This window comes from Variovorax sp. V35 (assembly GCF_041154465.1).
Taxonomy (GTDB): Bacteria; Pseudomonadota; Gammaproteobacteria; order Burkholderiales; family Burkholderiaceae_C; genus Variovorax; species Variovorax boronicumulans.
Window position 1 is genome coordinate 6,377,837 of sequence record NZ_AP028666.1, and the last position, 26,043, is coordinate 6,403,879.

Genomic DNA, 26,043 nt, shown 5'->3' on the forward strand with positions numbered 1-26,043 from the left:
TCGGGAGGCCCGCCACCAGAAAAGGGAGTGACGGACCGAAGTCAGGGAGTGCAGCTCTTCTTACGCCGGTATGACCCGGATCAAGTTCGCGGGTCGGCAGCTTTGCCATCTCAGCACGCCACATGCGTGCACCCCGGAGCGGGGCCGATTGTGCGGGCCGAAGCCCGCCGCCGTCAACCCGGGGGCTGGTGCAGGTCGCCGTCGACGTAGAACCAGCGCTCGTCCTCGCGCACGAAGCGGCTGCGCTCGTGCAGGCGGAACGCCACGCCCGTCGCGCCGCGCTGGCGGGCGACGAACTCGACCTCGGCGTGGTCGGCGTCGAGCACCGAACGCGAGCGGATGTCCAGCCCCAGCCATTTGACGCCCGGCTCGAACTCGACCGAGGCTGGCCGCTTCGACGCATGCCAGGTGGCGAGCAGGTAATCGGCACGCGCCAGCACGAAGGCCGAGTAGCGCGAACGCATCAGCGATTCGGCGTCGGGCGCCGGCGTGTTCTCGAAATCGTCGAGGTAGCGCCCACAGCACAGGGCGTAGCCAATGGGCTTGTCGCGACGGTCGGTGCGGCCGCAAGGGCAGGGGCCGGGAGTGGGGTCGGTGGCGCTCATGAAGGGCTCTATTGGAACACTTGGCGCGGCGGGGGCTGAAGGGGGGCTTCCGGGCATGCCCGCTTTGCGAGGACCTGCCGGGGCCAAGGGCGCCGGGGCCTCTTGCGCCAATGGCTTGTGCCGCTAAAGTCGTCCGGCGTTTCGCTCCTTCAAGCTGAACACCAAAGCATGCTTTTGCGACTCCTCAAGCTGTTCTTTCTGCTCGCTGCGACCCTCTCCTTGGGCGTCTTCGCCTTTCTGCACGGATTCGACGCATGGCGCGCCGGACAAATCGTTGTCACGCGAAGGGGACGCGAACCCTTTGTCGCAAGCGCCGATGGTGCATTTCCCGTCACGTTCAATATGGAAGTGTGGGGATGGATGATCATCGGGGGCGCTGTTGCCCTTTGCGGCATTGCAGGCGTCGTCAAGCTCCTCATCAACACGCCGGACCAGCGACGCACGATGCTGACCCGTATGGATGGCGTCTCGCGTCGCGAGCGCAGTGACATGGACATTCCATGGTCGGTTGGGCTTGCCATCGTCGGGGCGGTTGTGGCGTTTTTTCTCTACTTGGGATTTAGAGTTCACGCGCAATAGGTTTGTCTGCCTGCAACCGGCCAAGAGCGGATAGTCGCGAGTGACGGCTAGGCATTCGTGCGTCCCGAAAGGCTACGTGCGCGGCTTTAATTTTGGACGCACGAACTGCAGTTCTGTTGCGAGCCGCCCAAGATAGTCACGAAACTGAGGGTCGTTCAGAGCCTTTCGAATTCCAGTAGCGCGAATGGCTGCGGGCTCGCCGCCGCGCTTAAGTCGCTCTTGGTAGATTTTGTCCACTGGCGTTCCTGGCAGAATGGTCGCGCTGGCTGCGATCTCAAGTGACATCAGTCGAATCCACTTACGAGACGTTGCGTCGAGCTGGCCAAACGATTCTTTAAATGATGCCGAGAGGCTTGCTGCCAATGTCAGCACTCGCACCACGGAGGGCGGGTGGCGAAGCCTCGGCACGCCCTCCCATTCGATCTCTCGTGGGACGACGCGCAGAACGGCGGCCATAGCACCGACGGCAATGAGCACGGCCAGCACGCGTTGATAGGACTGCTGCTGTGCTGGGCTGAAGCTACCAACTTCACAAAGTTGCATGAGAAGTTTGGTCATGCCCCTCCTGGCTAGATCCAGACCGATCAGGTCGGCGTCCTGTTCCAGTGCTTGTGCCCTCAGCCACGCGCTGTTCTCCAGCATGTCTGACGTGTTCGAATGTTCCGCGTGAGCGCCTTTGACGAAATGTCCATCGTGGCCCGACAGGTGATGCCCCGCTTCGTGGCCGGCGAAGAACGCGATCGCACCAAAGTAGATGAACGATCCGAGTGTCGTTCTGAATCCTGGCAGCGAATTTTTCTGGAGCAGGCGTTGCATCAACTCGGAATGCATCACTTCCGGAAACGCCGCAGCGATGCGGTCACCGAGGTTGTCTGCACCGCTCTGAAGCCGCTCCATTAGGCCGTAACTGAGAACAATCCAATCATTCCGCGAGCTGCTCCACACCGCCAATGCATTGGCTTCTGTCGAGGCTGAAATCGCAGCGACCAGTCTTTCGGGGTTGCTTGCATACCTCGATCGAGCGTCCTGAATGACCCAAGTAATGATGTCGGCTGTGGATGAGGCCAGCGTGGAGGTCGATGGAAGTAAGAGCTTGTCTGTCAGGAGGTTTTTGATGAGTTGGTACTTTAGATCTTCATCGCGCTTGGCCAGTTCGAAACTGGCCACGAAGTCGTGCATAGGCGTTGGCATGAAATGGCTCTCGTTCTAGCAAATATCCCTAAACCAGAGAAAGCCGGAGGGAGCGCAAACAGATGTCCGATTTCGAACGCTCATTTCCTACTTTCCCAAAGTCCCTTTTGGGCCCATAGCAGTCACCGGACGGGTCCTAAATCAGACACTCAACGTGCAAGCTCAGTGGTGGGCGAAGCCATCCGCTGCAGCAAAAGGTTAGACCGCATTCGCTGTACTCCACTGCGCATTGAGTAGAGCGTACTGCAGGAGGTCGTGGTGCCGGCCCGCCCAGTGCCCAGCTTCCCGCTGCCGCCCCTCTTGTAGGAACCCGAGCGCCTCGAGTAAGGCCAGAGATGCCGTGTTGTCAGGGTGTACCTGCGCCTCGATTCGATTCAACTGCACCTCTCGGAAACCCCAAGTGATGATTGCTTTTAGAGCTTCTTTCGCGTATCCGCGGCCCTGATGCGCCGGAGCGATTTCGTAACCGATGATGCAGGATCTCCAGTTTCGATTCCAGCGAAACAAGCCGCATGTACCAATCAGTCCTGGCTGGTCTCTCAACTCCACGGCCCAACGTGCACCGGAAACCGGCTCTTTCCGCCAACTGGCAAACGTAGCGACCAACTTCGCGGCGCCGTCAAGATCGCGAAGCGGATCCGATCCGAACCATCTCATGTACTCGGCGTCGCCATGAATTCGAAGAATATTCTCCGCATCCGATTCCACGATCTCACGCAGCGTGAGTCGGGATGTCTCCAGCGCTGGAAAATCGACCATAAGCTACCTCCAGTCAAACTTTGATGTATCTCGCACTTCTGCGAACTTTGTAGACCGCCTGCGGGATCACATTGGCGGCAGAACTCCTGAATGTCTTTCATAGTCAATGCCTTAGAGCGATGTACTGCATGAACGTACGGGCATAACAGATTTCGACAAAACCGCCGACCGCCGTTCGGCTGAGACGCGCATTTGACCGCTAGCGGCAACGACCGCTTCTGGCCGACTGTAGCCACGCGGGATGCGAGCGCAAAGAACCGACGAGGATGGGAGCGCGCCGGACATGAAGGTGAACGGTGTTGCGGATGTCCGTCGAACCCGCCGCACAGAACACCGCTCTTGGTAAAAAGCCTGAGGGCACGGTGTCAATGCTGCATCTATCCTGCGTCGCGGGTCGCGCCCATGCGACCGATACGTTGAACACCATCCTCATCCCATGACCCCATTTCCCACTTCGAGAACCATCGCCAACTTCAGCTCATTGCGCGTTGCCCTGTGCTTCCTGCTGGCGATGTTCATCCTCTCGGGATGTGCCGTCCATCCCCAGATCGCAGCGGACAAGGTGCGCGGGAAGAGCACCGTCACCATCATCGAAACACCACCGCTCAAGAACCTGGCATTGATCGGTGTGATGGCGCCCTACTTCGACTTCCATTTTTCAAGTCGATCGGACATGTTCTTTTCCAATGTCGACTACACGCTGCGCGGCGACTATGCGGGCGATGCGATTGCGTCCACCCTGGCCCAGCAAACGGCGTCACCGCCTGTGAGCCGAAGTGCCGGAGCCTCGTCCTTGGTGGCTGCCGGCCTTGTGGGCGCATTGATTCAGGCCAGCGCGGACGACACGCAAAGAAAGGCGCAGGGCTTCGACCGCGAAGTGCGAAAGCTCTTCCCAGATTGGAACCCGCAGCAGGAGTTCATGGATGCCTTGCTGCCCGCACTGCGGCAGCGAGGAATGCAGCCCGTCATCGCCAGCAGAAAGACCAACACATTGCTCTGGCCTGCAAGCAAGGAAGACGGCGAGCGCTATCACTCAGGCTCGTTGGATGATGCCGAACCCACCGATTCGGAAATGCTGCTGCAGATCAGCCCGATCGCGTTCTGGAACGCGCCGGCCCCCCTGAATGAGTACCGCATGAACGTCTCCGTGGGAATGGCCATGTATGACGCGAAGACGAAGGCCTTTCTGGGACGCCAGACCATCATCTTCGATGGCCCAAGCGGAAAGATCTATCCCTTCTACACAGGCCTTGTCTCGGACTTGGCGTCGGCGCAGCCCAGGTTGAGGCTTGCGCTGCTGTCTCTGGCCCCAAAGGTCGCAGATGTGGCGAGCGGCAAGACAGCCGACTGATGTCACGCGGCGCGAGCTACTCGGCCAACGCCTCGCACTGCGCTTCAATCCGCGCATGCAGAAGTCCCAGTGAGACCGCAAGAAACCGCTGCAGCGAACTGCGCCGGCCTGCATCGAAAAGCGGAGCTGCATCTGCATCAAGAGAAGCGGCGTCGCGCCGGTCCTCATCCCATTCGAGCAACTGAACCAGCGTCTGCGCGCCCTGCACCACATCGCGCGCCTCGTTGAGAAACGCCGCGTGGCTTTGCAGTGAAGGAGGGAGCCGTTCGCCTTGCACCCATTCGAAGGGCTTGAACTGGGCGTTGGAACGGGAAGACACACAGGAACAACCGGCGTCGGTGACTGCGCTTGAAGCATTGGCCATAGGCCTCCAAGGATTGCTACGCAGGATGTCAGCGGGACGCCAATCCCGACCCCGCTCATCACGAGGCGACGGCAATGTTCGCGGCCTCCACGACGCCCGTCAAGCGCCCACGCACCACCCTACCGAAACATCACCCACTCAGGCCGCATGTTGAACCGCACCGGCAAGATGCTCACGCCAAGCCCGCTGGTCACGTACATGCGCCTGTGGTCCTTGTGCGCGATCCAGCCATAGGCCCACTCACGCGGCGCACGCCCGGGCACCACCAAGGCGCCGTAGCCCGGCACACTGATCTGCCCGCCGTGCGTGTGCCCCGCCACCACGAGCCCCTGCGTGCGCGGCATGCCGGCGAAGCTGAAGGGGTCGTGCATCATGACCAGCGTGGCGGCGCCGGGTGGCACGCCTGCCAGGGCCTTGTCGGGCTGCGAATGGCCGGTGGAGTCGTCGCCGATGCCGACCACCCAGAGGTCGTGCCCCGGCAGGCGCGCCGAGGCGTTCTCCAGCACGCGGATGCCCTGCGCGGACAGGGCCTTGGCGGTGTGTTCGCCGTCGTGCCACCAGTCGTGGTTGCCGAGCACCGCGTACACGCCCTGCAGCGCCTTCAGGCGGCCGAGCACGGCGGCCATGGCTTCGATGGAAAAGTCTTCGTCGTCGCCGGAGCCCGCTAAAAAGTCGCCGGGCAGCAGGATCACGTCGGGCTGCGCCGCGTTGATCTGGTCGACAATGGCCGCGGCGCGGTCGGCGCTGGTCACGCGCCACAGCGAGCGCGTGCTGAGGTGCCAGTCGCTGGCCACGGCGACCTTCAGGCCGGCCGGGGGTTGCCACTGCGCCGAGCCCAAGGGCTCGACACGCGCGGCCACCCAGCGCGGCTCGATGACGACGCTCCAGGCGGCCAGCGCCGCGAGCACGAGTGCCGCAGCGATCGAGCCCCAGGGTCGGCCGCGGCGCCGGCTCACGTGATCGATCAGGCGAGCGCGCGTTGAATCAAGAGCTTCTGGATGTCCGACGTGCCTTCGTAGATCTGGCACACGCGCACGTCGCGGTAGATGCGCTCCAGCGGAAAGTCGTTCACGTAGCCGTAGCCGCCCAGGGTCTGGATGGCGGCGCTGCACACGCGCTCGGCCATCTCGCTGGCGAAGAGCTTGGCCATGGCGGCTTCTTTCAGGCAGGGCCGACCGGCGTCGCGCAGGCTGGCGGCGTGCCAGATGAGCTGGCGCGCGGCTTCGATCTGCGTGGCGCATTCGGCCAGGCGAAAGCCCACGGCCTGCTGGTCGAAGATGGCGCCGCCGAAGGCCTGACGTTCCTTGGCGTAGGCCACGGCCACGTCGAAGGCGCTGCGGGCCATGCCCACGCTCTGCGCGGCGATGCCGATGCGCCCGCCTTCGAGTGCGCCGAGGGCGATCTTGTAGCCCTCGCCTTCGGCGCCGATGAGGTTCTCGGCCGGGATGCGGCAGCTGTCGAAGTTGATCTGCGCGGTGTCGCTGCTGTGCTGGCCGAGCTTGTCTTCCAGGCGCGCAACGTTGTAGCCCGGCGCGTCGGTGGGCACGATGAACGCGCTCATGCCGCGCTTGCCGGCGCCCTTGTCGGTCACGGCGATGACGATGGCGACCTGGCCGTTCTTGCCGCTGGTGATGAACTGCTTCACGCCGTCGATCACGTAACCGTCGCCGTCCTTGCGCGCGGTGGTGCGCAGGCTCGAGGCATCGCTGCCGGCCTGCGGTTCGGTGAGGCAGAAGGCGCCGAGCATCTGGCCCTGGGCCAGCGGCTCGAGCCACTTCTTCTTCTGCTGCGCGTTGCCGTAGCGCATGAGGATGGCGTTGACGGGGCAGTTGGTCACGCTGATGGCGGTGCTGGTGCCGCCGTCGCCGGCTGCAATCTCTTCGAGCACCAGTGCGAGCGTGAGGTAGTCGAGGCCCGCGCCGCCATGCTCCTCAGGCACGCAGATGCCGTAGGCGCCCAGCGCGGCCAGGCCCTGGTGAACTTCCTTCGGAAAGCTGTGGTCGCGGTCCCACTTCGGGGCGTTGGGCCACAACTCGGCTTGCGAAAAATCGCGCACCGCGTCGCGGATGGCTTCCTGGTCTGCGCTGAGTAGCATGGCGTTGTCTCCAGTTCTTTCTTGTCGGTGGGTGCGAGGCTTACTTGCCGGCGCCCAGGTCCATGATCAGGCGCGCGGCCATGTACAGGCGGCGCGGAATCGCGCTGATGTCGACGTACTCGGCCTTGTCGCTGTGGTAGCCGAAGCCGGGCAGGCCCAGGCTTTCGATCACGGGTTTGCCCGAGAGCGCCGCGTAGGCTGCGTCGGTGCCGCCGCCGGTGCGCTCTTCGACGCCCACGGTGCCGCCGGCTTCCTTGTAGAAGCCCACGGCCTTGTCGACCAGCTTCTTGCCGCCCTCGCCCGCGTTGAAGGCCGGACGGCCGCGCGTGACGAGCACCTTGACGTCGGCCTCGGGCAGCTTTTTCTGCTGTGCCTTTTCTTCGAGGGTCTTCATGGCGGCGTCGAAGTCCTCGTTGCGTGCGTAGCGCACGTCGGCGTTCAGCGTGGCGCTGGCGGGGATGATGTTCGACACGTTGCCGGCCTTGGCGATGGTCCAGTTGAAGCGCAGGTTCTTCGACTTGTCGTCGATGCTCATCGTGCGCAGAACGAGGTCGGAGGCCTCGACCAATGCGTTCACGCCCAGCTCGGGCGCAGCGCCCGCGTGCGAGGCCTTGCCGGTGATGTTGACCTGCACGTAGGCGATGCCCGAGGTGCCGAGCGACATCTTTTCGTCGCCGGCGCTGGTGGGCTCGAACGAGAGCACGTAGTCGGCCAGCTTGGCTTCTTCCTGGATCAGGTCGCGCGAACCGAAGGAGCCTTTTTCTTCGTCGGTGTTGAACAGCACGGTGATAGTGCCGTAGTCGCGCACGCCGTAGTCTTTCAGCAGCTTGAGCGTGTGCAGGATGACGGCGTTGCCGCCCTTGTCGTCGGCGATGCCAGGGCCGTAGGCCTTGTCGCCTTCGATGCGGAACGGCGCCTTGGCGAGCGTGCCCTTGGTGTACACGGTGTCCATGTGCGACATGAGCAGCAGGTTCTTGCCGCCGCGGCCCTTGAGCTTGCCGACGATGTTGTCGCCGACCACGAGGCCGGCCGACTTGCTGCGCGTGACGGTGAAGCCGAGGTTCTTGAGTTCGCCTTCGAGGTACGCGCCGGCGGCGGCCATGCCTTCGGCGTCACCGGTACCGGTCTCGATGTTGACGAGCTTCTCGAGCGTCTTGATCACCGCCGGCTGCTCGTCGGTGGCGGCCTGGAACAGCACGTTGTCGCGCTTCTGGGCCCAGGCGCCACCTGCCACGAAGGCGGTAGCGAGCACGGCGGCAACGGCGGTACGGTGAATAGATGGGCGCATGAAATCTCCTGCTCTACGCATGGTTTTGTTTGAACTGTCCGGGGTGGAAACCAGCCGACGCCCTCTCCCGGGCGCCGGCGGCTCCTGGCGTTATAGCAATTCGAGCGCGACCGCGGTGCCTTCACCGCCGCCGATGCACAGCGTGGCGACGCCGCGCTTCTTGCCGCGCGCCTTCAGTGCGTGCAGCAGCGTGACCATGATGCGCGCGCCGCTGGCGCCGATGGGGTGGCCCAGCGCGCAGGCGCCGCCGTTCACGTTGACGATGTCGTGCGACACGTCGAGCTCGTGCATGAGGGCCATGGGCACGACGGCGAAGGCTTCGTTCACTTCCCACAGGTCGACGTCCTTCACGCTCCAGCCGGTCTTGGCGAAGAGCTTCTGCACGGCGCCGACCGGCGCGGTGGAGAACCACTCGGGCTGCTGCGCGTGCGTGGCGTGGCCGACGATGCGCGCCAGCGGCTTGGCGCCGATCTTCTTGGCGTGCGACTCGGTCATCATGACCAGCGCGGCGGCGCCGTCGTTGATCGACGAGCTCGATGCGGCGGTGATGGTGCCGTTTTCTTTCTTGAACGCGGGCTTGAGCGTGGGGATCTTGTCGAGCTTGACCTTGCCCGGGCCTTCGTCGATGGAGATGACGGTGTCGCCGCCGCGGCCCTTCACGGTGACGGGCGTGATCTCGTCCTTGAAGGCGCCCGATTCGGTGGCGGCCTTGGCGCGCTGCACGCTGGCGATGGCGAAGGCGTCTTGCTGCTCGCGCGTGAAGTTGTACTTGGCGGCGCAGTCTTCGCCGAAGGTGCCCATGGAGCGGCCCGGCTGGTAGGCGTCTTCGAGGCCGTCGAGCATCATGTGGTCATAGATCTTGTCGTGGCCCATGCGGTAGCCGCCGCGGCCCTTGAGCATCAGGTAGGGTGCGTTGGTCATGCTTTCCATGCCGCCCGCCACGATGACGTCGTGCGTGCCGGCCAGCAGCAGGTCGTGCGCGAGCATCGCGGCCTTCATGGCCGAGCCGCACATCTTGCTGAGCGTGACGGCGCCCGCGCTGTCGGGCAGGCCGCCCTTGTAGGCCGCCTGGCGCGCCGGGGCCTGGCCCTGGCCGGCCATGAGGCAGTTGCCGAACAGCACTTCACCCACGCTCTCGGGCGCGATGCCGGCGCGCTCGACGGCCGCCTTGATGGCCGCGCCGCCCAGGTCGTGCGCGGAGAGGGACGAGAAATCGCCCTGGAAGCCACCCATGGGGGTGCGGGCGGCGCCGACGATGACGATGGATTCGGACATGGAGGTCTCCTTCAGGAATGTGAAAGTGAAGTCAGGAACAAAACGAAAACAGAAATCGGGAACGGGCGGTCAGAAATGCGTCGCATGGCCTTCGTGCTGGAAGCGTTGCGACTCTTCGTACGGGAACACGTCGAGCATCTGGCCGGCCTGGATGCGTTCCTTGTGGTGCTGCCAGAAGGCGGCGTCGAGCAGGTCGGCGTGGTGCGCCATGAAGGCAGCGCGCACGTCCTTGTTGCCCAGCAGAAAGGGCTCGAAGGTCTCGGGGAACACGTCCTTCGGGCCGACCGAATACCAGACCTCGCCGCTCATCTCGTCTTCTTCGTTGCGCGGCGTAGGCACCTTGCGGAACTTGCAGTCGGTGACGTATTCGATTTCGTCGTAGTCGTAGAACACGACCTTGCCGCCGCGCGTGACGCCGAAGTTCTTCCACAGCATGTCGCCGGGAAAGATGTTGGCGGCCACCATGTCCTTGATGGCGTTGCCGTACTCGATGACCGCGTGCTCCAGCTGGTCCTTGGCGCGCCGGGCCTGGGCCGGGCTCTCGGGGTGGGCCAGCGTGTCAAAGGCTTCCTGCAGGTAGATGTTCAGCGGGATCATGCGGCGCTCGATGTAGACGTGCTTGAGCACGACTTCCATCTCCCCGTTGCCGTCGCGGTCGCCGATCTCGAGCTGGCTGGGCGCGAACTTGCGGATCTCTTCGATGAGCTCGGGCTCGAAGCGGTCGAGCGGAAAACCCACGTTGCTGTACTCGAGCGTGTCGGCCATGCGGCCCACACGGTCGTGCTGCTTCACGAGCATGTACTTGCCCTTGATCTGCTCGCGCGTGGTGTCCTTCTGCGGCGGATAAAAGTCCTTGATGACCTTGAACACGAAAGGGAACGAGGGCAGGTCGAACACCAGCATGACCATGCCCTTGATGCCGGGCGCGATGCGAAAGCGATCGCTCGAGTAGTTCAGGTGCGAGAGGAAGTCGCGGTAGAACAGCGTCTTGCCCTGCTTGGCCAGGCCGAGCGCGTTGTAGATCTCGGCGCGCGGCTTGCGCGGCATGAGCGAGCGCAGGAACTGCACCCAGGCCGAGGGCACCTCCATGTCGACCATGAAGTAGGCGCGTGCAAAGCTGAACAGCATCTGCAGGTCGTCCTCGCCGAACAGCGCCGCGTCGATGTAGAACTTGCCGTGGGTGTCGTGCAGGATGGGCAGCGAGAACGGGATCTCGGTGAAGCCGTTCATGATCTTGCCGACCACGTAGGCGCCCTTGTTCCGGTAGAACAGGCCCGACAGCACCTGCAGCTGGAAGTTGGCGCGCAGCTTGACCTGGTGGAAGCGGTTCAGGATGACGTGCGCCACGCGCTCGGCGTCGCGCCGCTTGTTGGCGTAGCTGCCCTGCAGCGCGAAGTCGTCGAGCATCTGCTCGATGATGTCGGGCAGCGTCGCCTGCGAAGGGTAGTACGGCCGGTAGGTGGGTGCGCCGCGCGGCTCGATGTACTCGGTGCTGATGGCCGGGCGCACGAAGATGAAGTCGTTCTGGAAGTAGGCCCGGTGCAGGATCTTCGTGGTGACCGAGTTGAAGAAACTCTCGGCCAGCTCGGGCTGGTGGTGGTTCACCAGCAGGCCGATGAAGTGCAGCTTGACCTGGTGCCAGACCTCCATGGGCTGGTCGCCGGCCTTGAACTCTTTTTCGAGCCGGGCCACGGCCTCGTTCACGCGCAGGTCGTAGAACTCGATGCGCTCACGCTGCGCCCGCTGCTGGCCGTGCCAGTCGGCGGTCTCGAAGCGGTGCTTGGCGCGCGCCGATTCGGCCCGGAACAGCCGGTAGTGCCGGTTGAACCCGTCGATCATCGCCTTCGCGATGTCGTAGGCCAGCGGGGAATCGAGGCGCTGCGGGAACATGGCGACAGGACCGGCGATGGCAGCGGCGGGTTCGCTCAGGCGGCTGGCGGGGTCTCGGTGCCTTCGGTGCCGTCGGCACCCGCCTGCGCCGACGGCGAGGCGCCGGCCGGCTTGCTCCACTTGTAGCGGATGCGCTGCACGGCGGCCTTGTAGATGGCGTCGAGCGGCTTGTCGCCCTCGACACTCAGGCCGAGGTCTTGCAGCAGGCCGTCGTGCACGCCGAAGGTCCAGCCGTGGATGCGCACCTTCTGGCCGCGCGCCCAGGCATCGACCATGACGGTGCTGACGGCCACGTTGACCACCTGCTCGGCCACGTTGAGCTCGCACAGCGCGTCGACGCGCACGTCTTCGGGCAGGCTGTCGAGCATCACGCTGTGGCGGTCGCGCACGTCCTGGATGTGGCGAATCCAGTTGTCGGCCAGGCCGATGCGCTTGCCGCTGAGCGCAGCCTTCACGCCGGCGCAGCCGTAGTGGCCGACCACCATGATGTGCTCGACCTTCAGGTGCTCGACCGCGAACTGGATCGCCGAGAGCGCGTTGAGGTCGGAGTGCACCACGATGTTGGCGACGTTGCGGTGCACGAACACTTCACCCGGCTCCAGCCCGGTGATCTGGTTGGCGGGCACGCGGCTGTCGGAACAGCCGATCCACATGTAGCGCGGCGTCTGCTGCTTGACAAGGCCGGTGAAGAAGCCGGGCCGGTCACGCTCCATCTGGGCGGACCAGGCACGGTTGTGGGCAAAGAGGTCGTCGAGGTTGTCGGAGGGCATGGTGGTCTATTGTCAGTGAGTCGTCGTGTCGGGCGTGTTTTCGCCACCTCGGGCGTCCTGGACGGCCTTGGCGGCCTTCTGCGCCCTGGTCAGGGTGGCGCGACCCTTTTTCTCGTGCTCGCGCACTTCGGCGAGGTTGGCCTGCAGTTCGGCCAGCTGCGCCTCGAGCTGCGCGCGGTGGGCGCCGAGCACGCCCAGGAATTTTTCCAGCTGCGGCACGGTGTCGCGCGGGCTGTCGTACATGTCGAGGATGTCTTTCGCCTCGACCAGCGTCAGGCCCAGGCGCTTGGCGCGCAGCGTGAGCGTGAGCCGTGCCCGGTCGCGCGCGCTGTACACGCGCTGCAGGCCGGCCCGCTCCGGCGACAGCAGGCCCATGTCTTCATAGAAGCGGATGGCGCGCGTCGTGAGGTCGAACTCCTTGGCGAGCTGGCTGATGGTGAAGGTCTGCGCGGGCATGGGCGGCAAGGGTTGCGGGGGCGACAGCAGGTTGGCGGCGCATTCTCTACAATGATGCCTCAACCCATGACGTTTACGTAAACGTCAATCATACATGAACCTCCTCGAACGCGAACTCCACTACCCCCTGGGCGACACCCTGCCCGCCGCCGGTGAAGCACTGGAAGTCGCGCCCGGCGTACGCTGGATCCGCATGCGGCTGCCCTTTGCGCTGGACCACATCAACCTCTGGCTGCTGCGCGACGCGATCGACGGCGTCGAGGGCTGGACCGTGGTCGACTGCTGCATCGCGCACGACGAGGCCCGCGCGCAGTGGGAGCAGATTTTCGAGACCCAGCTGCAGGGCCTGCCGATCCTGCGCGTGATCGTGACCCACATGCACCCCGACCACATCGGCCTGGCCGACTGGTTGTGCCAGCGCTGGAACGTGCCGCTGTGGATCAGCGCCACCGACTACCACGTGGCACGCGTGCTGTGCAGCGCCGGCGACACGCTCGCGGGCGGCGATGCGGCGGCCGACTTCTTCGCCTCGCACGGGCTGACCAACCCCGAGTCGATCGCCAAGATCCGCGCACGCACCAGCTACTACACCAACATGGTGCCCAGCGTGCCCGCCCGCTACGTGCGCATGATGGACGGCGACATCGTCCGCATCGGCGGGCGCGACTGGCGCTGCATCAGCGGCTACGGCCATGCGCCCGAGCACATCGCGCTGTACTGCGCCGAGCCGAAGCTGCTGCTGGGCGGCGACATGATGCTGCCGCGCATCTCGACCAACGTGAGCGTGCACGCAGGCGAGCCCGAGGCCAATTCGCTGCGCCTGTTCCTGGACAGCATCGACAAGTTCAAGGCCCTGCCGGCCGACACGCTGGGGCTGCCCTCGCACGGCAAGCCCTTCACCGGCATCCACCGCCGCGTCGACCAGCTGCAGGAGCACCACCGCGACCGCCTGGCCGAGCTGCTCGAAGCCTGCCTCGCGCGCCCCATCACGGCATCGGAGGGCCTGCCGATCCTGTTCAAGCGCGAGCTCGACCTGCACCAGATCACCTTCGCCATGGGCGAGACCGTGGCCCACCTGCACCTGCTGTGGTTCTCGGGGCAGGTGAAGCGCACGCTGGATGCCGACGGCATCTACCGCTTCGGCGCAGCCTGAGGCCCCCCGGCTTTTCACTTCGCTTCGCTGCGTGTAACTCCACCCCCCGAGGGGGAGGCGCGGCTCGCCTTGGGGCGGCCCGGCGGCGGCCGCATAGACTCTGGGAATGACAATGTCGAACACGCTGGCTGAGCTGCGCGCCGGCCGGCTGGCTGGCGCACGACGACTGGACCTCTCGTGCGGACTCACCGAGTTCCCGCGCGAGATTTTTGCGCTCGCCGACACCCTCGAAACGCTGAACCTCACGGGCAATGCGCTCAGTGCGCTGCCCGACGACCTCGGCCGGCTGCACCGGCTGCGCGTGCTGTTCTGCTCCGACAACCGGTTCACCGCACTGCCGGCCTCCATCGGCCAGTGCCGCAAGCTCGACATCGTGGGCTTCAAGGCCAACCGCATCGCCCACGTGCCCGCCGAGGCGCTGCCGCCCTCGCTGCGCTGGCTGATCCTGACCGACAACGCGATCGAGGCACTGCCCGACACCCTCGGCGACTGCACCCGCATGCAGAAGCTGATGCTGGCCGGCAACCGCCTACGCGCCCTGCCGCCGTCGGTGGCCCGCTGCCGGCAGATCGAGCTGCTGCGCCTGTCGGCCAACCGCTTCGAGGCGCTGCCCGACTGGCTGCACACGCTGCCGCGCCTGGCCTGGCTGGCCTGCGCGGGCAATCCGTTCGACGCGCCGACCGAAGACGCCGCCATCGACGCGCCCACCGTGCCGCACGTCGACTGGCGCGACCTGACGCTCGGCCCGAAGCTCGGTGAAGGCGCCTCGGGCGTGATCCACCGTGCCACGCTGGCCACACCCGATGGCGCTACACAGCCCGTGGCGGTGAAGCTGTTCAAGGGCGCCGTCACCAGCGACGGCTGGCCGCACAGCGAGATGGCGGCCTGCATCGCGGCCGGCGCGCACCCGACGCTGATCGCCGCACAGGGCCGCATCGACGGCCACCCCGACGGCACCGAAGGCCTGGTGATGGCGCTGGTGCCGCCCTCGTTCCGCACCCTGGCCGGCCCGCCGAGCCTGGCTTCGTGCACCCGCGACGTCTACGCCGACGATGCGCGCTGGACGACCGGCACCGCGCTGCGCATCGCGCGCGACATCGCCGCGGCCATGGCGCACCTGCATGCGCGCGGCCTGCTGCATGGCGACCTGTACGGCCACAACATCCTCTGGCACGCGCAGGACGGCGGGCGGCTCGGCGACTTCGGTGCGGGCTGGATGACCGGCGCGCTCGATCCGGTGCACGCGAAGGCGCTGCAAGGCGTGGAGATGCGCGCCTTCGGCTGCCTGCTCGAAGAGCTGGCGGAGCGCTGCGACGATGCGGCTTCTTCGCCCTTGACCACGCTCGCGGCGCGCTGCCAGCAACCCGAAGTGGCGGCGCGGCCATCGTTCGCCGAGGTGCTATCGGTGCTGGACGCCGCCGCGCCATGACGCGCCCCCGCTTCCCCGTTCCGATGCCCACGCGCGACGGCGTGAGCCCGAGTTGTGTCTCGCTGCCTTACGGCCCCTGGCCCACCATCGCCGAGTTTCTGGTCGAGCGTTTCCCCGCCATCTCGCGCGAGGCCTGGCTCTCGCGCATTGAAGCGAACGACGTGTGCGACGAGCACGGCGTGCCCATCACCGCCACGCGGCGCTACGAGTCGCCGCTGCGCGTGTACTACTACCGCGCGCTCGACGCCGAGGCGCCCATCCCTTTTGAAGAGTTGGTGCTGCACCAGGACGACGACCTCGTGGTGGTCGACAAGCCGCCCTTCGTGCCCGTCACGCCCACTGGCAAGTACGTGCAGCAGAGCCTGCTGGTGCGCCTGAAACGCAAGCTCGGCCTGGACGACCTCGTGCCGCTGCACCGCATCGACCGCAACACCTCGGGGCTGGTGCTGTTCTCGGTGCGCCGCGAGACGCGTGGCGCCTACCAGGCGATGTTTCCCGAGCGGCGCATCGACAAGCACTACGAAGCCGTCGTGCCGTGGCACGAGGGCGTGTCGTCGGTGCCCGCCGTGTACCGCAGCCGGCTGGTGGACGACGACCACTTCATGCGCATGCGCGAAGCGCCCGGCGAGCCGAATTCCGAGACCCGCATCGTGCTGAGGGAGGCGCGCGACGGCCATGCCCTGCTGGAACTCTCGCCCGTCACCGGCCGCAAGCACCAGCTGCGGGTGCACTGCCAGGCGCTGGGTTTGCCGATCGTGAACGACCCGTTCTATCCCACGCTGCAGCCGGCGGGGAACGACGACTTCGACAGGCCGCTGCAGCTGCTGGCGCGGTCGCTGGCTTTTGTCGACCCGCTGAGCGGCGCCTTGCGCACCTTCGAGAGCCCTCGCCGGCTGGCGCTGCCTTCTGCTCCTGCTGCTGCCGCCTAGGTGACGCGGCGCGGGCGCGTCGCGGACTAAGCTTTCTCCTGACGGGAATTGAACTTCCTCTCTTCCACCACTCAGGAGACAAACGCACATGGACACCACCCAACTCTTCTCGCTGAAGGGCCGCAGCGCCTTGATCACCGGCGGCTCGCGCGGCATCGGCCGCATGATTGCCGAGGGCTTCCTGGCGCAGGGCGCGCGCGTGTACATCTCGGCGCGCAAGGCGGCGGCTTGCGATCAGACGGCGAAGGAGCTGTCGGCTTTTGGGCATTGCGTTTCGCTGCCGGCGGATGTTTCTACTGTGGAAGGGGCTCAGGCGCTGGTCGATGCTTATGCGAAGCATGAAGGGTCGCTGGATATCCTGGTCAACAACGCGGGGGCTGCCTGGGGGGCGCCTTATGAAGAGTTTCCGGAGAGTGGCTGGGACAAGGTTGTCGACCTGAACTTGAAGACGCCGTTCTTCCTGACGAAGGCGCTGACGCCGATGCTCAAGAAGGCGGCTACGGATCATCTGTCGAAGGTGATCAACATTGCTTCCATCGACGGGATTTCTGTGAATCCGCAGGAGACTTATTCGTATGCGGCTAGCAAGGCGGGGTTGATTCAGTTGACGCGGCGGATGGCGCTGCGGCTGGCGCAGGATCGGATCGTGGTGAGTGCGATTGCTCCGGGGGCGTTTGCTTCGGATATGAACAAGGATGCGCGGGATCATGGGGATGAGGTCAAGGGACGGATTCCTGCTGGGCGCATTGGTACGCCTGAGGACATGGCTGGTGCCGCCATTTACCTGGCTTCGCGGGCTGGGGACTATGTGATGGGGTCTACGCTGGTGGTGGACGGGGGCGTTACGCACGCTCGCTGATCTTCTTGAGTTCCGAGGCCGGGTCTCGCCCCGGCAGGCGACCTACTTTTCTTTGCTTCGCCAAAGAAACGTAGGCAAAAGAAAGGCGACCCTGCTGTCTGCGTCCCTCCGCTTCGCTGCGGGCAACCTGCGGTGCTCGCGTTTCGCGGGGTCTCGCCCAAACTCGCTTCGCTCAAACAAGGGCGAGCCCTGATCCGCGAAACGCTGCGCTCCTCGGCGCATACAGAAGGGATTGGGGAACCCCTCGGGCCATCGCTTCGCTCGGCCAGTGGGCCGCAGCAGGCGCTGCGCGCCTGCTGCGGCTGGGATTGGTAGCGGCGTTGGTTGGAGCGCGAACGCGGGCGCAGGCGCGAGCGAGTGCAGATGTGCCTACGAGCACCAGCACCAGCACCAGCACCAGCACCAGCACCAGCACCAGCACCAGCACGGGCACGGGATTCGGCTGTTGGAAATTCCCGGGCCGAGCGAAGCGACGGCCCGCCCGGTATCAAAGCCCCTCTGGCTGCGCCGAGGAGCGCAGCGTTTCGCGGATCAGGGCTCGCAGCTGTTTGAGCGAAGCGAGTTCTGCGAGACCCCGCGAAACGCGAGCACCGCAGGTTGCCCGTAGCGAAGCGAAGGGTCGCAGACAGTGGGGTCGCCTTTTCTTTGCTTACTTTCTTTTGGCGAAGCAAAAGAAAGTGAGTCGCCCGCCGGGGCGAGTCCCGGCCCCGGGAAGCAAACAAACAAGGTCAGCCCCACCGAGGCACAGCCTCATCCTTCAACTGCTGCCTAAGCACCCCATAGTCAGGCACCACGCTTTCAACGGTCTCCCAGAACCGATGCGAGTGATCCATCACCCGCAGATGCGCCAGCTCATGCGCCACAACGTAGTCGATCACCGGCAGGCGAAAGTGAATCAACCGCCAGTTCAGCCGAATCGACCCATCCGCACTCGCACTCCCCCACCGCGTAGCCGCATTGGAGAGCGACAGCTTCTGCCATGACACCCCCAGCAGCGGCGCAAAGTGATCCAGCCGCTCGATGAACAGCCTCCGAGCCTGCCGCATCAACCAGGCCTGCGCCGCATCCCGAATCTGCGAAGGCGCGGCGTTCTGCGCCACAGCCAACCGCAGCGTCCGCGGGCCACCGCCTTCGACAGCGGGGTCGAGCGTGCCGCCAACGCTGGCGAAACCGTGCTTCGGATCGAGCCGGATCACTACCAGCTCGCCAAGAAAAGGAAACTCCGCCCCATCTTCCCAGGCAATCCGCGTCGCCTCGACCCGCGCATTGCGCTGCTGCGTCTCCGCCAGCTTGCGCAAAATCCAGTCGGCCTTCTCACGCACCGCTGCATCGACATCACGCAACGTGACCCACCGCGGCGCACGCACCGACAAACCTTCGGCACCCACAAGAAAACCGATGGTCTTGCGCTGCCCCCGCTTGAACTCGTAGGCCACCCGCGCCGACCCCAGAACCACTTCACGCGTGGCCTGCGGATGTGTGAAATTCGCGAGCGTCAGTGTGTCAGCCAACGGCACCGCAGGACGCGGATCAACGGGTCCGACAGGTGAAGGCGCGACAGCCACCACCGGCGCGGGAGCAGCAGGTGGCACAGGCGCTGGCGCCTTCTTCCGCGGCCGCCGCGGCGGCGCAGCAGCAGGCGCCGGCGTGCTCCCCAGCCCCTCGAAGAGGTCCATCGTGAACTGCAGCATTCCCCGCATGTCGGGCCTGGGTCTGAGGGTGGCGCGTCAGCCCGCTTCGCGCGGCAACGTCTGCTGCGGCTGCGCCGGGCTGTCGCTGTAGGCCTCGGGGTCGAGGCGGCGCATCTCGGCCTCGATCCAGGCTTCGACTTCACGCATCAGCTCGTCGGGCTTGCGGCCCACGCTCGAGATCGCCGGGCCGATCGACACATCGACCACGCCGGGGCGCTTGATGAAGGCCTTGCGCGGCCAGACCTTGGCCGAGGTGACGGCAATGGGGATCACGGGCACGCCAGTCTCGCAGGCCAGGCGCGTGCCGCCGCTCTTGTAGGTGCCCTTCTGGCCACGCGGAATGCGCGTGCCTTCGGGGAACATGATGATCCAGATGCCCTGCGCGAGCAGCTTGCGGCCCTGATTCACCACCTTGTTGAACGCCTGCGCGCGCTGGCTCCGGTCGATGTGGATCATGTCCAACCGCGCCATCGCCCAGCCGAAGAACGGCACGTAGATCAGTTCCTTCTTGAAAACGAAGGCCAGCGGGTGAGGCATCAGCGTGGGCATGAGGAAAGTCTCGAGCGTGGACTGGTGCTTCACCAGCAGCACCGCGCCTGCGAGTTGGTCGGTCGGCAGGTTTTCCATGCCGGTCACGCGGGTCTTGATGCCCAGCAGCACGCGCGCGCCACCGATGGCCCAGCTGAGCCATTGCTCGGCCATCCAGTACAGCGGAATGCCGCGCTTCCAGAGCGAGCTGACGCACATGATGATGCCCCAGGGCACCACGGTGACAAGCATCCACAGGGCGTGGAGAACGGAACGGATAAACGCCATCAGACAGCCACCTGCAGTGCAGCCCGCGCTTCGCGCGCGAGCAAGAAGTCGACAAAGGCGGCGAGGTCTTCATGCACCCTCGTGTCCGCCGGATATTCGGAAGGCAGCGGGTGGACCCCGCGGCACGCCGCGCCCATGCCCGTGAGCAAGAGGTGCGGTTCGCAGCCGGCAGCAGCGCCGGCCTGCAGATCGCGCAGGCTGTCGCCCGCCGTCGGTACGCCCTTCAGGTCGATGCCAAAGCGGTCGCCGATCTGAAGGAACAGCCCTTCCTTGGGCTTGCGGCAGTCACAGCCTTCGTCGGGGCTGTGCGGGCAATAGAACACCGCATCCACCTTGCCGCCCACGGCCGCGAGCATCTTGTGCATCTTGGCGTGCATGGCATTGAGCGAGGCCATGTCGAACAGCCCGCGACCCAGGCCCGACTGGTTCGACGCCACCACCACGTGCCAGCCCGCATGGTTCAGGCGCGCCACGGCCTCGAGCGCACCGGGCAGCGGCGTCCACTCGATGTCGCTCTTGACGAAATCTTCGCGGTGCACGTTGATCGTGCCGTTGCGGTCGAGGATGACGAGCTTCATGGCGGAACCGCTCCTGGTGGAGGGATGGGGCACGGGGTCAGACAGCCAGCCGCTCGAGCTGCGCCACGCGGTTCATCGCGCTGTGCAGCGACATCAGCAGGCCCAGGCGGTTCAGCCGCAGGTCGGCCTGCTCGGCATTCACCATCACGTCCGTGAAGAACGCATCGACCGGTTCGCGCAGCGCGGCGAGCGTCTGCAGCGAGCCGGTGTAGTCGCCCGCGTCGAACTGGGCGTTGGCGGCGGGCACGACCTGCGCCATGGCGGCGTGCAGCGCCTTCTCGGCGGGCTCCTGCAGCAGGAGTTCGCTGACGTGCGCGTCGGCCTCGGGCGCCTTCTTCAGGATGTTGCCGATGCGCTTGTTGGCGGCGGCCAGTGCGGCGGCGGCGGGCAGTGCGGCAAAGGCGCGCACGGCCGCCAGCAGCTTGGGCACTTCGCCCAGGCGCTGCGGCAGCGGGGCCAGCACGGCGTCGACTTCCTGCGCGCTGGCGCCCTGCTCGCGCAGGCTGCCGGCGAGGCGGTCGAGGATGAAGTCGCGCAGCTCGACGGTGGCCTTGCTGCTGTCGAAGCCGTCGATGGCGCTGAACTGCGCGGTGGCGTCCTGCAGCAGGGCGTCGAGCCCCAGCGCGAGGTCTTTCTCGATCAGCATGCGGATCACGCCCAGCGCGTGGCGGCGCAGCGCGAACGGGTCGCGGTCGCCGGTGGGCAGGTTGCCGATGCCGAACATGCCGACCAGCGTCTCGAGCTTGTCGGCCAGCGCGACCACGAGGCCCACGCTGTTGCGCGGCAGCTCGTCGCCGGCGAAGCGCGGCTTGTAGTGGTCTTCGATGGCGTCGGCCACGGCGGCGTCGAGGCCGTCGTGCAGCGCGTAGTAGCGGCCCATGGTGCCCTGCAGCTCGGGGAACTCGCCGACCATGTCGGTCACGAGGTCGGCCTTGGCCAGCTGGGCGGCCTGCGTCGCCTGCGCGGCGAGCGTGGCGTCGCCGAGTTTTTCGGCAATGCCGCGCGCGATGTGCATCACGCGCTGCACGCGTTCGCCCTGCGTGCCGAGCTTGTTGTGATAGACCACCTTGCCCAGCGACTCGACGCGCGAGGCCAGCGATTTCTTGCGGTCCTGGTCGAAGAAGAACTTGGCGTCGGCCAGGCGCGGGCGCACCACACGCTCGTTGCCGCCGGTCACGGCGCTCGCGTCGTCGGGGCTGATGTTGCTGACGACGAGGAACTTGTTGGTGAGCTTGGCTTGCGCGTCGAGCAGCGGGAAGTACTTCTGGTTGGCCTTCATCGTGAGGATGAGGCACTCCTGCGGCACTTCGAGGAACTCGCGCTCGAAGCTGCAGACCAGCACGTTGGGGCGCTCGACCAGCGCCGTGACTTCGTCGAGCAGCGCGTCGTCGTGGATCGGCACCGAGCCGCCGCCCACCGTCACAGCGGCGGCCGCGAGCTGGCGTGCGATTTCGGCGCGGCGCGCTTCAAAGCTGGCGATGACGGCGCCGTCGTCCTGCAGCTGCAGGGCGTAGCTGTTGGCATCGCGCAGCACCACGGGGTCGACCGCCGCCTCGAAGCGGTGGCCGTGCGTCTCGCGGCCGGCCTTCAGGCCCAGCGCCTCGATGGGCACCACGGTGTCGGCATGCAATGCCACGAGGCCGTGCGCGGGGCGCACGAAGCTCACGCTGCTCCAGCCGGGCAGCTCGCAGCCGCTTTCGAGCTGGTAGCTCATGACCTTGGGGATCGGCAGCTTGGCGATGGCTTCGGCCAGCGCCTTCTGCAGGCCCTCGGCCAGCGTGGCGCCCTTGGCGGTGCTTTCGTAGAACAGGGCTTCGGCCTTGCCGTCCATGGCGCGCTTCAGGCCGGGCACGGCCGAGGCATCGGCGCCGAGCGCGGCCAGGCGCTTGAGCAGCGCGGGCGTCGGTTGGCCCGAAGCGTCGAGCCCCACAGCCACGGGCATGAGCTTTTGCGACACGGCCTTGTCGGCGGCGCGCTCGGCCACGTGCGTGAGGTGCGCGGCCAGGCGGCGCGGCGACGCATACGGCGTGAGCACCGAGCCGGCTTCGGCCAGGCCTTGGGCCACGAGCTGGTCGCGCAGCACGCCCGCGAAAGCCTCGCCGAGCTTCTTCAGCGCCTTGGGGGGCAGCTCTTCGACAAACAGTTCAACCAGCAGGGAGTTCTTGTTGTTCATGGGGGTCGTCATCGCTCAGGCGGCTTTCTTCGGGGGCATCTGCGCCACCCACTCACGTGGGGCCATCGGGAAGCCCAGACGCTCGCGGCTGTCGTAGTAGCTCTGCGCCACGCTGCGCGCGAGGTTGCGGATGCGGCCGATGTAGGCCGCGCGCTCGGTCACGCTGATCGCGCCGCGCGCGTCCAGCAGGTTGAAGCTGTGCGCGGCCTTGAGCACCTGCTCGTAGGCCGGCAGCGCGAGCTGCTCGGTCATGAGGTGCTTGGCCTGCTTCTCGTGCGCGGCGAAGGCGGTGAAGAGGAATTCGGCGTCGCTGTGCTCGAAGTTGTAGGTCGACTGCTCGACCTCGTTCTGCTTGTAGACGTCGCCATAGCTCAGGCCGTCGGTCCAGGTCAGGTTGTAGACGTTGTCCACGCCCTGCAGGTACATGGCCAGACGCTCCAGGCCGTAGGTGATCTCGCCGGTGATGGGCTTGCAGTCGATGCCGCCGACCTGCTGGAAGTAAGTGAACTGGGTCACCTCCATGCCGTTGAGCCAGACCTCCCAGCCCAGGCCCCAGGCGCCGAGCGTGGGGTTCTCCCAGTCGTCTTCCACGAAACGGATGTCGTTCTTCTTCAGATCGAAGCCCAGGGCTTCGAGGCTGCCGAGGTAGAGCTCGAGGATGTTGCTGGGCGCGGGCTTGAGCACGACCTGGTACTGGTAGTAGTGCTGCAGGCGGTTGGGGTTCTCGCCGTAGCGGCCGTCCTTGGGGCGGCGGCTGGGCTGCACGTAGGCGGCCTTCCAGGGCTCGGGGCCGAGCGCGCGCAGGAAGGTGGCGGTGTGCGAGGTGCCCGCGCCCACTTCCATGTCGTACGGTTGCAGCAGCGCACAGCCCTTGTCGGCCCAGTACGACTGCAGTTTGAGAATGATTTGCTGGAAGGTCAACATGAAGCTGGCCGGCGTCGGGGGCCGGACATTGGACGGGACGGTGGCGCGGCACACGCCGCGAAAGGCGACGATTTTACGTTCGCGGGAGGGCATCTCTCCCACAGCCGCTCGGGATGCCGGCTGCCGCGACAGCCCGCGCGGCTGTGGGACAAAGCCCGGCCCCGCACGCTTTTTTGCGTTTCCCGCCGCTTTCGGCACTTTCCTGCGCTTTCCCCCTCTCTCACTGCATGGCATCGCCCCACATCGGCCCCGACACCCCGTTTTTCATCGTGCTCAACGCCGGCTCCGGCAGCGAAGACGCCGCGCAGGCCCGGCAGGTCATCGACGACGCCTTTGCCGCGGACGGCCGCCGGCACCGCGTGTTCCTCGTGGACGGCCCCGGCCGCGTGCAGGCGCTGGCGCGCGAGGCGGTCGAACGGGCCCGGGCCGTGGGTGGCGTGGTGGTGGCCGCGGGCGGCGACGGCACCATCAACGCCGTGGCCCAGGCCACGCTGGGCAGCGGCTGCCCCTTCGGCGTGCTGCCGCAGGGCACCTTCAACTACTTCAGCCGCACCCACGGCATCCCGCGCGACACGGCGCAGGCGCTGCAGGTGCTGCTCACGCAGCAGCCCCGGGCGGTGCAGGTGGGGCTGGTGAACGACCGCGTGTTCCTGGTGAATGCCAGCATGGGCCTGTATGCCGACCTGCTGGAGGAGCGCGAGAGCCACAAGGCACGCTTCGGCCGTCACCGCTGGATCGCCTTCTACTCGGGCCTGCTGACGGTGCTGCGCGGACGCCATCGCCACTGGCAGCTGCGCATCGCCTCGCACGGCCACGAGCGCGACATCCGCACGCCCACGCTGTTCGTGGGCAACAACCCGTTGCAGCTGATGCAGGCGGGCGTCGACCACGCCGAGGCACCCGAGCAGGGCCGGCTGACCGCGGTGGCGCTCAAGCCGGTCGGCCTGCTGTCGATGCCGGGGCTGCTGGTGCGCGGCGCGCTCGGGCGGCTGGGCGATGCCGACGAGGTGCTGAGCTTTCCCTTCGAGTCGATGACGGTGAAAGCCGGCCGGCTGCGCACGCCGCGCCGCGTGAAGATCGCCACCGACGGCGAGATCGACTGGGTCGACATGCCCCTGCTGTTCCGCGTGGCGCCCGACCCGCTGTGGCTGGTGCGGCCCGACAGCGCGCCCGAGCTGGAGGCGGCACGGCCATGAGCTGCCTGCTGCAAGTGTCCGACCCGCACTTCGGCACCGAGCAGCCCGAGGTGCTGCAGGCGCTCGAACGCCTGGCGCACGCGCTGGCGCCGCAGGCGGTGCTGCTGTCGGGCGACATCACGCAGCGTGCCACGCGCCGCCAGTTCGCGGCGGCGCGCGCCTTTGCCGAGCGGCTGGCGGCGCCGGTGGTCGCGATTCCGGGCAACCACGACATCCCGCTGTTCCAGCTGGCGGCGCGCGTCTTCTCGCCCTACGGTCGCTACACAGAAGCCTTCGGCCCCGACCTGGAGCCGGTGTTCGCCTGCGACGACTGGCTGGTGGTCACGGTCAACACGACGCGCTGGTACCGGCATGAGGACGGCGAGGTGTCGCCCGCGCAGGTCGAGCGCGTGGCGGCGCGGCTGGCCCAGGCTTCGCCCCGGCAGGTGCGCGTGGTCGTGACGCACCAGCCGGTGCTGGTGACGCGGCCCGAAGACCGGCAGAACCGCCTGCACGGGCGCGCGGCGGCGGTGGCGCGCTGGACGGCGGCGGGCGCCGAGCTGATCGTCGGCGGCCACATCCACCTGCCTTTCGTGCGCCCGCTGGACGAGCGCTTTCCGGGCTGCCCGCCCACGGCCTGGGCGGTGCAGGCCGGCACCGCCGTGTCGACGCGCGTGCGCTGGGATGCGCCGAACTCGGTGAACGTGCTGCGCACGGAAGCGTCCGTCGACGGCGCGCAGCGCATGTGCGTGGTCGAGCGCTGGGACCATTCGGCGGCCGACAAAGCCTTCACGCGCGTCGACCTATTGCGGCTTCCGCTTGCCAGCCGCGCGACGGCCCCTTAGGGTTGCGCCGCATGCCTCCTGCGGACACCCTCCTTCTTTCTTCTTCAGCCCCCTTGGTTCTTCTTGCACAACAGCTGGGCGAACACGCCCTGGCCTGGTTCGCGCTCGCGCTGACCGTGTCGGCGCTCGGCGCCGGCCTCGCCTGCCGGATGCTGCAGCGACGCCATCCGCTGCCCGACACCGGCGAGCCTGACGAATCGCGCCTGGCGCTCGGACTGGGACTGGGTTTCGTGCTGATCCTTGCGGCGGCGGTGCTGGTCGCGTGGATCGCCTCGCACCTGGGCGACGGCCGCACCATGGGCCGCGCCGACCAGGCGCTGGCCGACGCCATCGCCGCCCATGTGCCGTGGGGCGCGCTCGTGAGCTTCAGCTGGCTCACGCACCTGGGCGACGCGCAGCTGCTCGCGCCCGTGTGCGGGCTGGTCGCGCTGCTGCTGTGGCGCAACGCGCATCGTGGGCTGGCGCTGGGCTGGGTGACCGCGCTCGGCGGCATCGTGGTGCTGAACCCCGCGCTCAAGCACATCTTTGCGCGGGCCCGGCCGGTGCACGACCACGGGCTGGCGCTGGAGACGAGCTTCAGCTTTCCCAGCGGCCACAGCGCGGGCGCGATCGTGAGCTACGGGATGCTGCTGTACCTGGCGCTGCGGCTGCTGCCGGCGCGCTGGCATGTGCCGGCCGCCATGGCCGCGGTGGCGGCCATCGTCACCATCGCCTGCAGCCGGATCTTCCTGCAGGTGCACTTCGCGAGCGATGTCGCGGCCGGCCTGCTGACCGGCCTGGGCTGGCTGCTGGTGTGCGTGAGCAGCCTGGAATACGCGCGGCACCGCAAGCGCCGCACCGCGCGCTGA

25 protein-coding genes and 1 riboswitch are annotated in these 26,043 nt (G+C 66.5%); of the genes, 9 read left to right on the forward strand and 16 right to left on the reverse strand.

Annotated features, from left to right (window positions below):
- Positions 1 to 40 precede the first annotated feature (40 nt).
- Positions 41 to 146: riboswitch (TPP riboswitch) on the reverse strand.
- 27 nt (positions 147 to 173) lie between these two features.
- Positions 174 to 605 carry a YchJ family protein gene (locus tag ACAM42_RS29365; protein ID WP_095746929.1) on the reverse strand — a complete coding sequence of 144 codons (432 nt, stop codon included), beginning with the start codon at positions 603 to 605 and terminating at the stop codon, positions 174 to 176.
- 168 nt (positions 606 to 773) lie between these two features.
- Between ACAM42_RS29365 and ACAM42_RS29370 the strand changes: the two genes are divergently transcribed.
- Positions 774 to 1,184, forward strand: coding sequence for a hypothetical protein (locus tag ACAM42_RS29370; RefSeq protein ID WP_369630259.1), 411 nt, complete (start codon positions 774 to 776; stop codon positions 1,182 to 1,184).
- A 72-nt stretch (positions 1,185 to 1,256) separates the two neighbouring features.
- On the opposite strand, the gene ACAM42_RS29375 is transcribed toward ACAM42_RS29370, so the two are convergent.
- Together ACAM42_RS29375 and ACAM42_RS29380 are read right to left on the reverse strand one after the other, a co-directional pair.
- Positions 1,257 to 2,363 (reverse strand): hypothetical protein, encoded by a 1,107-nt coding sequence (locus ACAM42_RS29375; protein ID WP_369630260.1) that lies wholly within the window; start codon positions 2,361 to 2,363, stop codon positions 1,257 to 1,259.
- A gap of 210 nt (positions 2,364 to 2,573) precedes the next feature.
- Positions 2,574 to 3,134, reverse strand: a complete 561-nt coding sequence (locus ACAM42_RS29380; protein ID WP_369630261.1) for a GNAT family N-acetyltransferase — start codon at positions 3,132 to 3,134, stop codon at positions 2,574 to 2,576.
- A gap of 436 nt (positions 3,135 to 3,570) precedes the next feature.
- Here ACAM42_RS29380 and ACAM42_RS29385 point away from each other — a divergent pair, with 436 nt between their 5' ends.
- Positions 3,571 to 4,485 (forward strand): hypothetical protein, encoded by a 915-nt coding sequence (locus tag ACAM42_RS29385; protein ID WP_369630262.1) that lies wholly within the window; start codon positions 3,571 to 3,573, stop codon positions 4,483 to 4,485.
- Between the two features lie 16 nt (positions 4,486 to 4,501).
- Here ACAM42_RS29385 and ACAM42_RS29390 read toward each other — a convergent pair whose 3' ends face one another.
- The 8 genes from ACAM42_RS29390 to ACAM42_RS29425 all read right to left on the reverse strand — a co-directional run bounded on the left by ACAM42_RS29390 (position 4,502) and on the right by ACAM42_RS29425 (position 12,623).
- Positions 4,502 to 4,849 (reverse strand): hypothetical protein, encoded by a 348-nt coding sequence (locus tag ACAM42_RS29390; RefSeq protein WP_095947903.1) that lies wholly within the window; start codon positions 4,847 to 4,849, stop codon positions 4,502 to 4,504.
- A 119-nt stretch (positions 4,850 to 4,968) separates the two neighbouring features.
- A complete protein-coding gene (locus ACAM42_RS29395) occupies positions 4,969 to 5,805 on the reverse strand; it encodes a metallophosphoesterase (protein ID WP_369630263.1) in 837 nt (278 codons plus the stop codon).
- An 8-nt stretch (positions 5,806 to 5,813) separates the two neighbouring features.
- On the reverse strand, positions 5,814 to 6,944 hold the full coding sequence (locus tag ACAM42_RS29400; RefSeq protein ID WP_062478737.1) for an acyl-CoA dehydrogenase family protein: 1,131 nt from the start codon (positions 6,942 to 6,944) through the stop codon (positions 5,814 to 5,816).
- 40 nt (positions 6,945 to 6,984) lie between these two features.
- Positions 6,985 to 8,232 carry a glutamate carboxypeptidase gene (locus tag ACAM42_RS29405; RefSeq protein ID WP_369630264.1) on the reverse strand — a complete coding sequence of 416 codons (1,248 nt, stop codon included), beginning with the start codon at positions 8,230 to 8,232 and terminating at the stop codon, positions 6,985 to 6,987.
- A gap of 90 nt (positions 8,233 to 8,322) precedes the next feature.
- Positions 8,323 to 9,507: an acetyl-CoA C-acyltransferase gene (locus ACAM42_RS29410; protein ID WP_095746933.1), complete on the reverse strand. Its 1,185-nt coding sequence runs from the start codon at positions 9,505 to 9,507 to the stop codon at positions 8,323 to 8,325.
- 69 nt (positions 9,508 to 9,576) lie between these two features.
- Positions 9,577 to 11,397: a bifunctional isocitrate dehydrogenase kinase/phosphatase gene (aceK, locus tag ACAM42_RS29415; protein WP_062478759.1), complete on the reverse strand. Its 1,821-nt coding sequence runs from the start codon at positions 11,395 to 11,397 to the stop codon at positions 9,577 to 9,579.
- A gap of 35 nt (positions 11,398 to 11,432) precedes the next feature.
- The gene (gene can, locus ACAM42_RS29420) at positions 11,433 to 12,167 is read right to left on the reverse strand and encodes a carbonate dehydratase (protein WP_062478745.1); all 735 of its coding nucleotides are present in this window, start codon (positions 12,165 to 12,167) and stop codon (positions 11,433 to 11,435) included.
- Between the two features lie 12 nt (positions 12,168 to 12,179).
- Entirely contained in the window at positions 12,180 to 12,623 is a 444-nt protein-coding gene (locus ACAM42_RS29425) for a MerR family DNA-binding transcriptional regulator (protein ID WP_070062936.1), read from the reverse strand.
- A 94-nt stretch (positions 12,624 to 12,717) separates the two neighbouring features.
- On the opposite strand from ACAM42_RS29425, the gene ACAM42_RS29430 reads away from it, so the two are divergent.
- From ACAM42_RS29430 to ACAM42_RS29445, 4 genes are all read left to right on the forward strand, one after another.
- Positions 12,718 to 13,776: an MBL fold metallo-hydrolase gene (locus ACAM42_RS29430; protein ID WP_369630265.1), complete on the forward strand. Its 1,059-nt coding sequence runs from the start codon at positions 12,718 to 12,720 to the stop codon at positions 13,774 to 13,776.
- A gap of 112 nt (positions 13,777 to 13,888) precedes the next feature.
- On the forward strand, positions 13,889 to 15,205 hold the full coding sequence (locus ACAM42_RS29435) for a leucine-rich repeat-containing protein kinase family protein (protein WP_369632815.1): 1,317 nt from the start codon (positions 13,889 to 13,891) through the stop codon (positions 15,203 to 15,205).
- Positions 15,202 to 16,134 (forward strand): pseudouridine synthase, encoded by a 933-nt coding sequence (locus ACAM42_RS29440; RefSeq protein WP_369630266.1) that lies wholly within the window; start codon positions 15,202 to 15,204, stop codon positions 16,132 to 16,134. The genes ACAM42_RS29435 and ACAM42_RS29440 overlap by 4 nt, the downstream gene beginning before the upstream one ends.
- 88 nt (positions 16,135 to 16,222) lie before the next feature.
- Positions 16,223 to 16,993, forward strand: a complete 771-nt coding sequence (locus tag ACAM42_RS29445; RefSeq protein WP_062478757.1) for an SDR family oxidoreductase — start codon at positions 16,223 to 16,225, stop codon at positions 16,991 to 16,993.
- Between the two features lie 728 nt (positions 16,994 to 17,721).
- Here ACAM42_RS29445 and ACAM42_RS29450 read toward each other — a convergent pair.
- Genes ACAM42_RS29450 through glyQ form a run of 5 tightly spaced genes read right to left on the reverse strand, consistent with a single transcriptional unit; the run spans position 17,722 to position 23,175 of the window.
- Positions 17,722 to 18,693, reverse strand: coding sequence for a M48 family metallopeptidase (locus ACAM42_RS29450; RefSeq protein WP_369630267.1), 972 nt, complete (start codon positions 18,691 to 18,693; stop codon positions 17,722 to 17,724).
- Positions 18,694 to 18,720: 27 nt separating this feature from the next.
- Positions 18,721 to 19,500 carry a 1-acyl-sn-glycerol-3-phosphate acyltransferase gene (locus tag ACAM42_RS29455; RefSeq protein WP_307590667.1) on the reverse strand — a complete coding sequence of 260 codons (780 nt, stop codon included), beginning with the start codon at positions 19,498 to 19,500 and terminating at the stop codon, positions 18,721 to 18,723.
- A complete protein-coding gene (gmhB, locus tag ACAM42_RS29460) occupies positions 19,500 to 20,078 on the reverse strand; it encodes a D-glycero-beta-D-manno-heptose 1,7-bisphosphate 7-phosphatase (protein ID WP_095947896.1) in 579 nt (192 codons plus the stop codon). The genes ACAM42_RS29455 and gmhB overlap by 1 nt, the downstream gene beginning before the upstream one ends.
- 37 nt (positions 20,079 to 20,115) lie before the next feature.
- Positions 20,116 to 22,251, reverse strand: coding sequence for a glycine--tRNA ligase subunit beta (gene glyS / locus ACAM42_RS29465; protein WP_369632816.1), 2,136 nt, complete (start codon positions 22,249 to 22,251; stop codon positions 20,116 to 20,118).
- 15 nt (positions 22,252 to 22,266) lie between these two features.
- Complete coding sequence (gene glyQ, locus ACAM42_RS29470) at positions 22,267 to 23,175, reverse strand: glycine--tRNA ligase subunit alpha (protein ID WP_062481784.1); 909 nt, start codon at positions 23,173 to 23,175, stop codon at positions 22,267 to 22,269.
- A 227-nt stretch (positions 23,176 to 23,402) separates the two neighbouring features.
- On the opposite strand from glyQ, the gene ACAM42_RS29475 reads away from it, so the two are divergent.
- From ACAM42_RS29475 to ACAM42_RS29485, 3 genes are read left to right on the forward strand one after another with little or no spacing between them, the layout of a single operon-like run.
- Positions 23,403 to 24,371: a diacylglycerol kinase family protein gene (locus tag ACAM42_RS29475; protein WP_159272764.1), complete on the forward strand. Its 969-nt coding sequence runs from the start codon at positions 23,403 to 23,405 to the stop codon at positions 24,369 to 24,371.
- Positions 24,368 to 25,195 carry a metallophosphoesterase gene (locus ACAM42_RS29480; RefSeq protein WP_369630268.1) on the forward strand — a complete coding sequence of 276 codons (828 nt, stop codon included), beginning with the start codon at positions 24,368 to 24,370 and terminating at the stop codon, positions 25,193 to 25,195. The genes ACAM42_RS29475 and ACAM42_RS29480 overlap by 4 nt, the downstream gene beginning before the upstream one ends.
- A 53-nt stretch (positions 25,196 to 25,248) precedes the next feature.
- Positions 25,249 to 26,043 (forward strand): phosphatase PAP2 family protein, encoded by a 795-nt coding sequence (locus tag ACAM42_RS29485; protein ID WP_369630269.1) that lies wholly within the window; start codon positions 25,249 to 25,251, stop codon positions 26,041 to 26,043.

What these genes read in the sequence shown, in the direction of transcription:
- ACAM42_RS29365 (WP_095746929.1), bottom strand. Translation starts at nt 605, where the DNA reads ATGAGCGCCACCGACCCCACTCCCGGCCCCTGCCCTTGCGGCCGCACC.
- ACAM42_RS29370 (WP_369630259.1), top strand. Translation starts at nt 774, where the DNA reads ATGCTTTTGCGACTCCTCAAGCTGTTCTTTCTGCTCGCTGCGACCCTC.
- ACAM42_RS29375 (WP_369630260.1), bottom strand. Translation starts at nt 2,363, where the DNA reads ATGCACGACTTCGTGGCCAGTTTCGAACTGGCCAAGCGCGATGAAGAT.
- ACAM42_RS29380 (WP_369630261.1), bottom strand. Translation starts at nt 3,134, where the DNA reads ATGGTCGATTTTCCAGCGCTGGAGACATCCCGACTCACGCTGCGTGAG.
- ACAM42_RS29385 (WP_369630262.1), top strand. Translation starts at nt 3,571, where the DNA reads ATGACCCCATTTCCCACTTCGAGAACCATCGCCAACTTCAGCTCATTG.
- ACAM42_RS29390 (WP_095947903.1), bottom strand. Translation starts at nt 4,849, where the DNA reads ATGGCCAATGCTTCAAGCGCAGTCACCGACGCCGGTTGTTCCTGTGTG.
- ACAM42_RS29400 (WP_062478737.1), bottom strand. Translation starts at nt 6,944, where the DNA reads ATGCTACTCAGCGCAGACCAGGAAGCCATCCGCGACGCGGTGCGCGAT.
- ACAM42_RS29405 (WP_369630264.1), bottom strand. Translation starts at nt 8,232, where the DNA reads ATGCGCCCATCTATTCACCGTACCGCCGTTGCCGCCGTGCTCGCTACC.
- ACAM42_RS29410 (WP_095746933.1), bottom strand. Translation starts at nt 9,507, where the DNA reads ATGTCCGAATCCATCGTCATCGTCGGCGCCGCCCGCACCCCCATGGGT.
- aceK (WP_062478759.1), bottom strand. Translation starts at nt 11,397, where the DNA reads ATGTTCCCGCAGCGCCTCGATTCCCCGCTGGCCTACGACATCGCGAAG.
- can (WP_062478745.1), bottom strand. Translation starts at nt 12,167, where the DNA reads ATGCCCTCCGACAACCTCGACGACCTCTTTGCCCACAACCGTGCCTGG.
- ACAM42_RS29425 (WP_070062936.1), bottom strand. Translation starts at nt 12,623, where the DNA reads ATGCCCGCGCAGACCTTCACCATCAGCCAGCTCGCCAAGGAGTTCGAC.
- ACAM42_RS29430 (WP_369630265.1), top strand. Translation starts at nt 12,718, where the DNA reads ATGAACCTCCTCGAACGCGAACTCCACTACCCCCTGGGCGACACCCTG.
- ACAM42_RS29435 (WP_369632815.1), top strand. Translation starts at nt 13,889, where the DNA reads ATGTCGAACACGCTGGCTGAGCTGCGCGCCGGCCGGCTGGCTGGCGCA.
- ACAM42_RS29440 (WP_369630266.1), top strand. Translation starts at nt 15,202, where the DNA reads ATGACGCGCCCCCGCTTCCCCGTTCCGATGCCCACGCGCGACGGCGTG.
- ACAM42_RS29445 (WP_062478757.1), top strand. Translation starts at nt 16,223, where the DNA reads ATGGACACCACCCAACTCTTCTCGCTGAAGGGCCGCAGCGCCTTGATC.
- ACAM42_RS29450 (WP_369630267.1), bottom strand. Translation starts at nt 18,693, where the DNA reads ATGCGGGGAATGCTGCAGTTCACGATGGACCTCTTCGAGGGGCTGGGG.
- ACAM42_RS29455 (WP_307590667.1), bottom strand. Translation starts at nt 19,500, where the DNA reads ATGGCGTTTATCCGTTCCGTTCTCCACGCCCTGTGGATGCTTGTCACC.
- gmhB (WP_095947896.1), bottom strand. Translation starts at nt 20,078, where the DNA reads ATGAAGCTCGTCATCCTCGACCGCAACGGCACGATCAACGTGCACCGC.
- glyS (WP_369632816.1), bottom strand. Translation starts at nt 22,251, where the DNA reads ATGAACAACAAGAACTCCCTGCTGGTTGAACTGTTTGTCGAAGAGCTG.
- glyQ (WP_062481784.1), bottom strand. Translation starts at nt 23,175, where the DNA reads ATGTTGACCTTCCAGCAAATCATTCTCAAACTGCAGTCGTACTGGGCC.
- ACAM42_RS29475 (WP_159272764.1), top strand. Translation starts at nt 23,403, where the DNA reads ATGGCATCGCCCCACATCGGCCCCGACACCCCGTTTTTCATCGTGCTC.
- ACAM42_RS29480 (WP_369630268.1), top strand. Translation starts at nt 24,368, where the DNA reads ATGAGCTGCCTGCTGCAAGTGTCCGACCCGCACTTCGGCACCGAGCAG.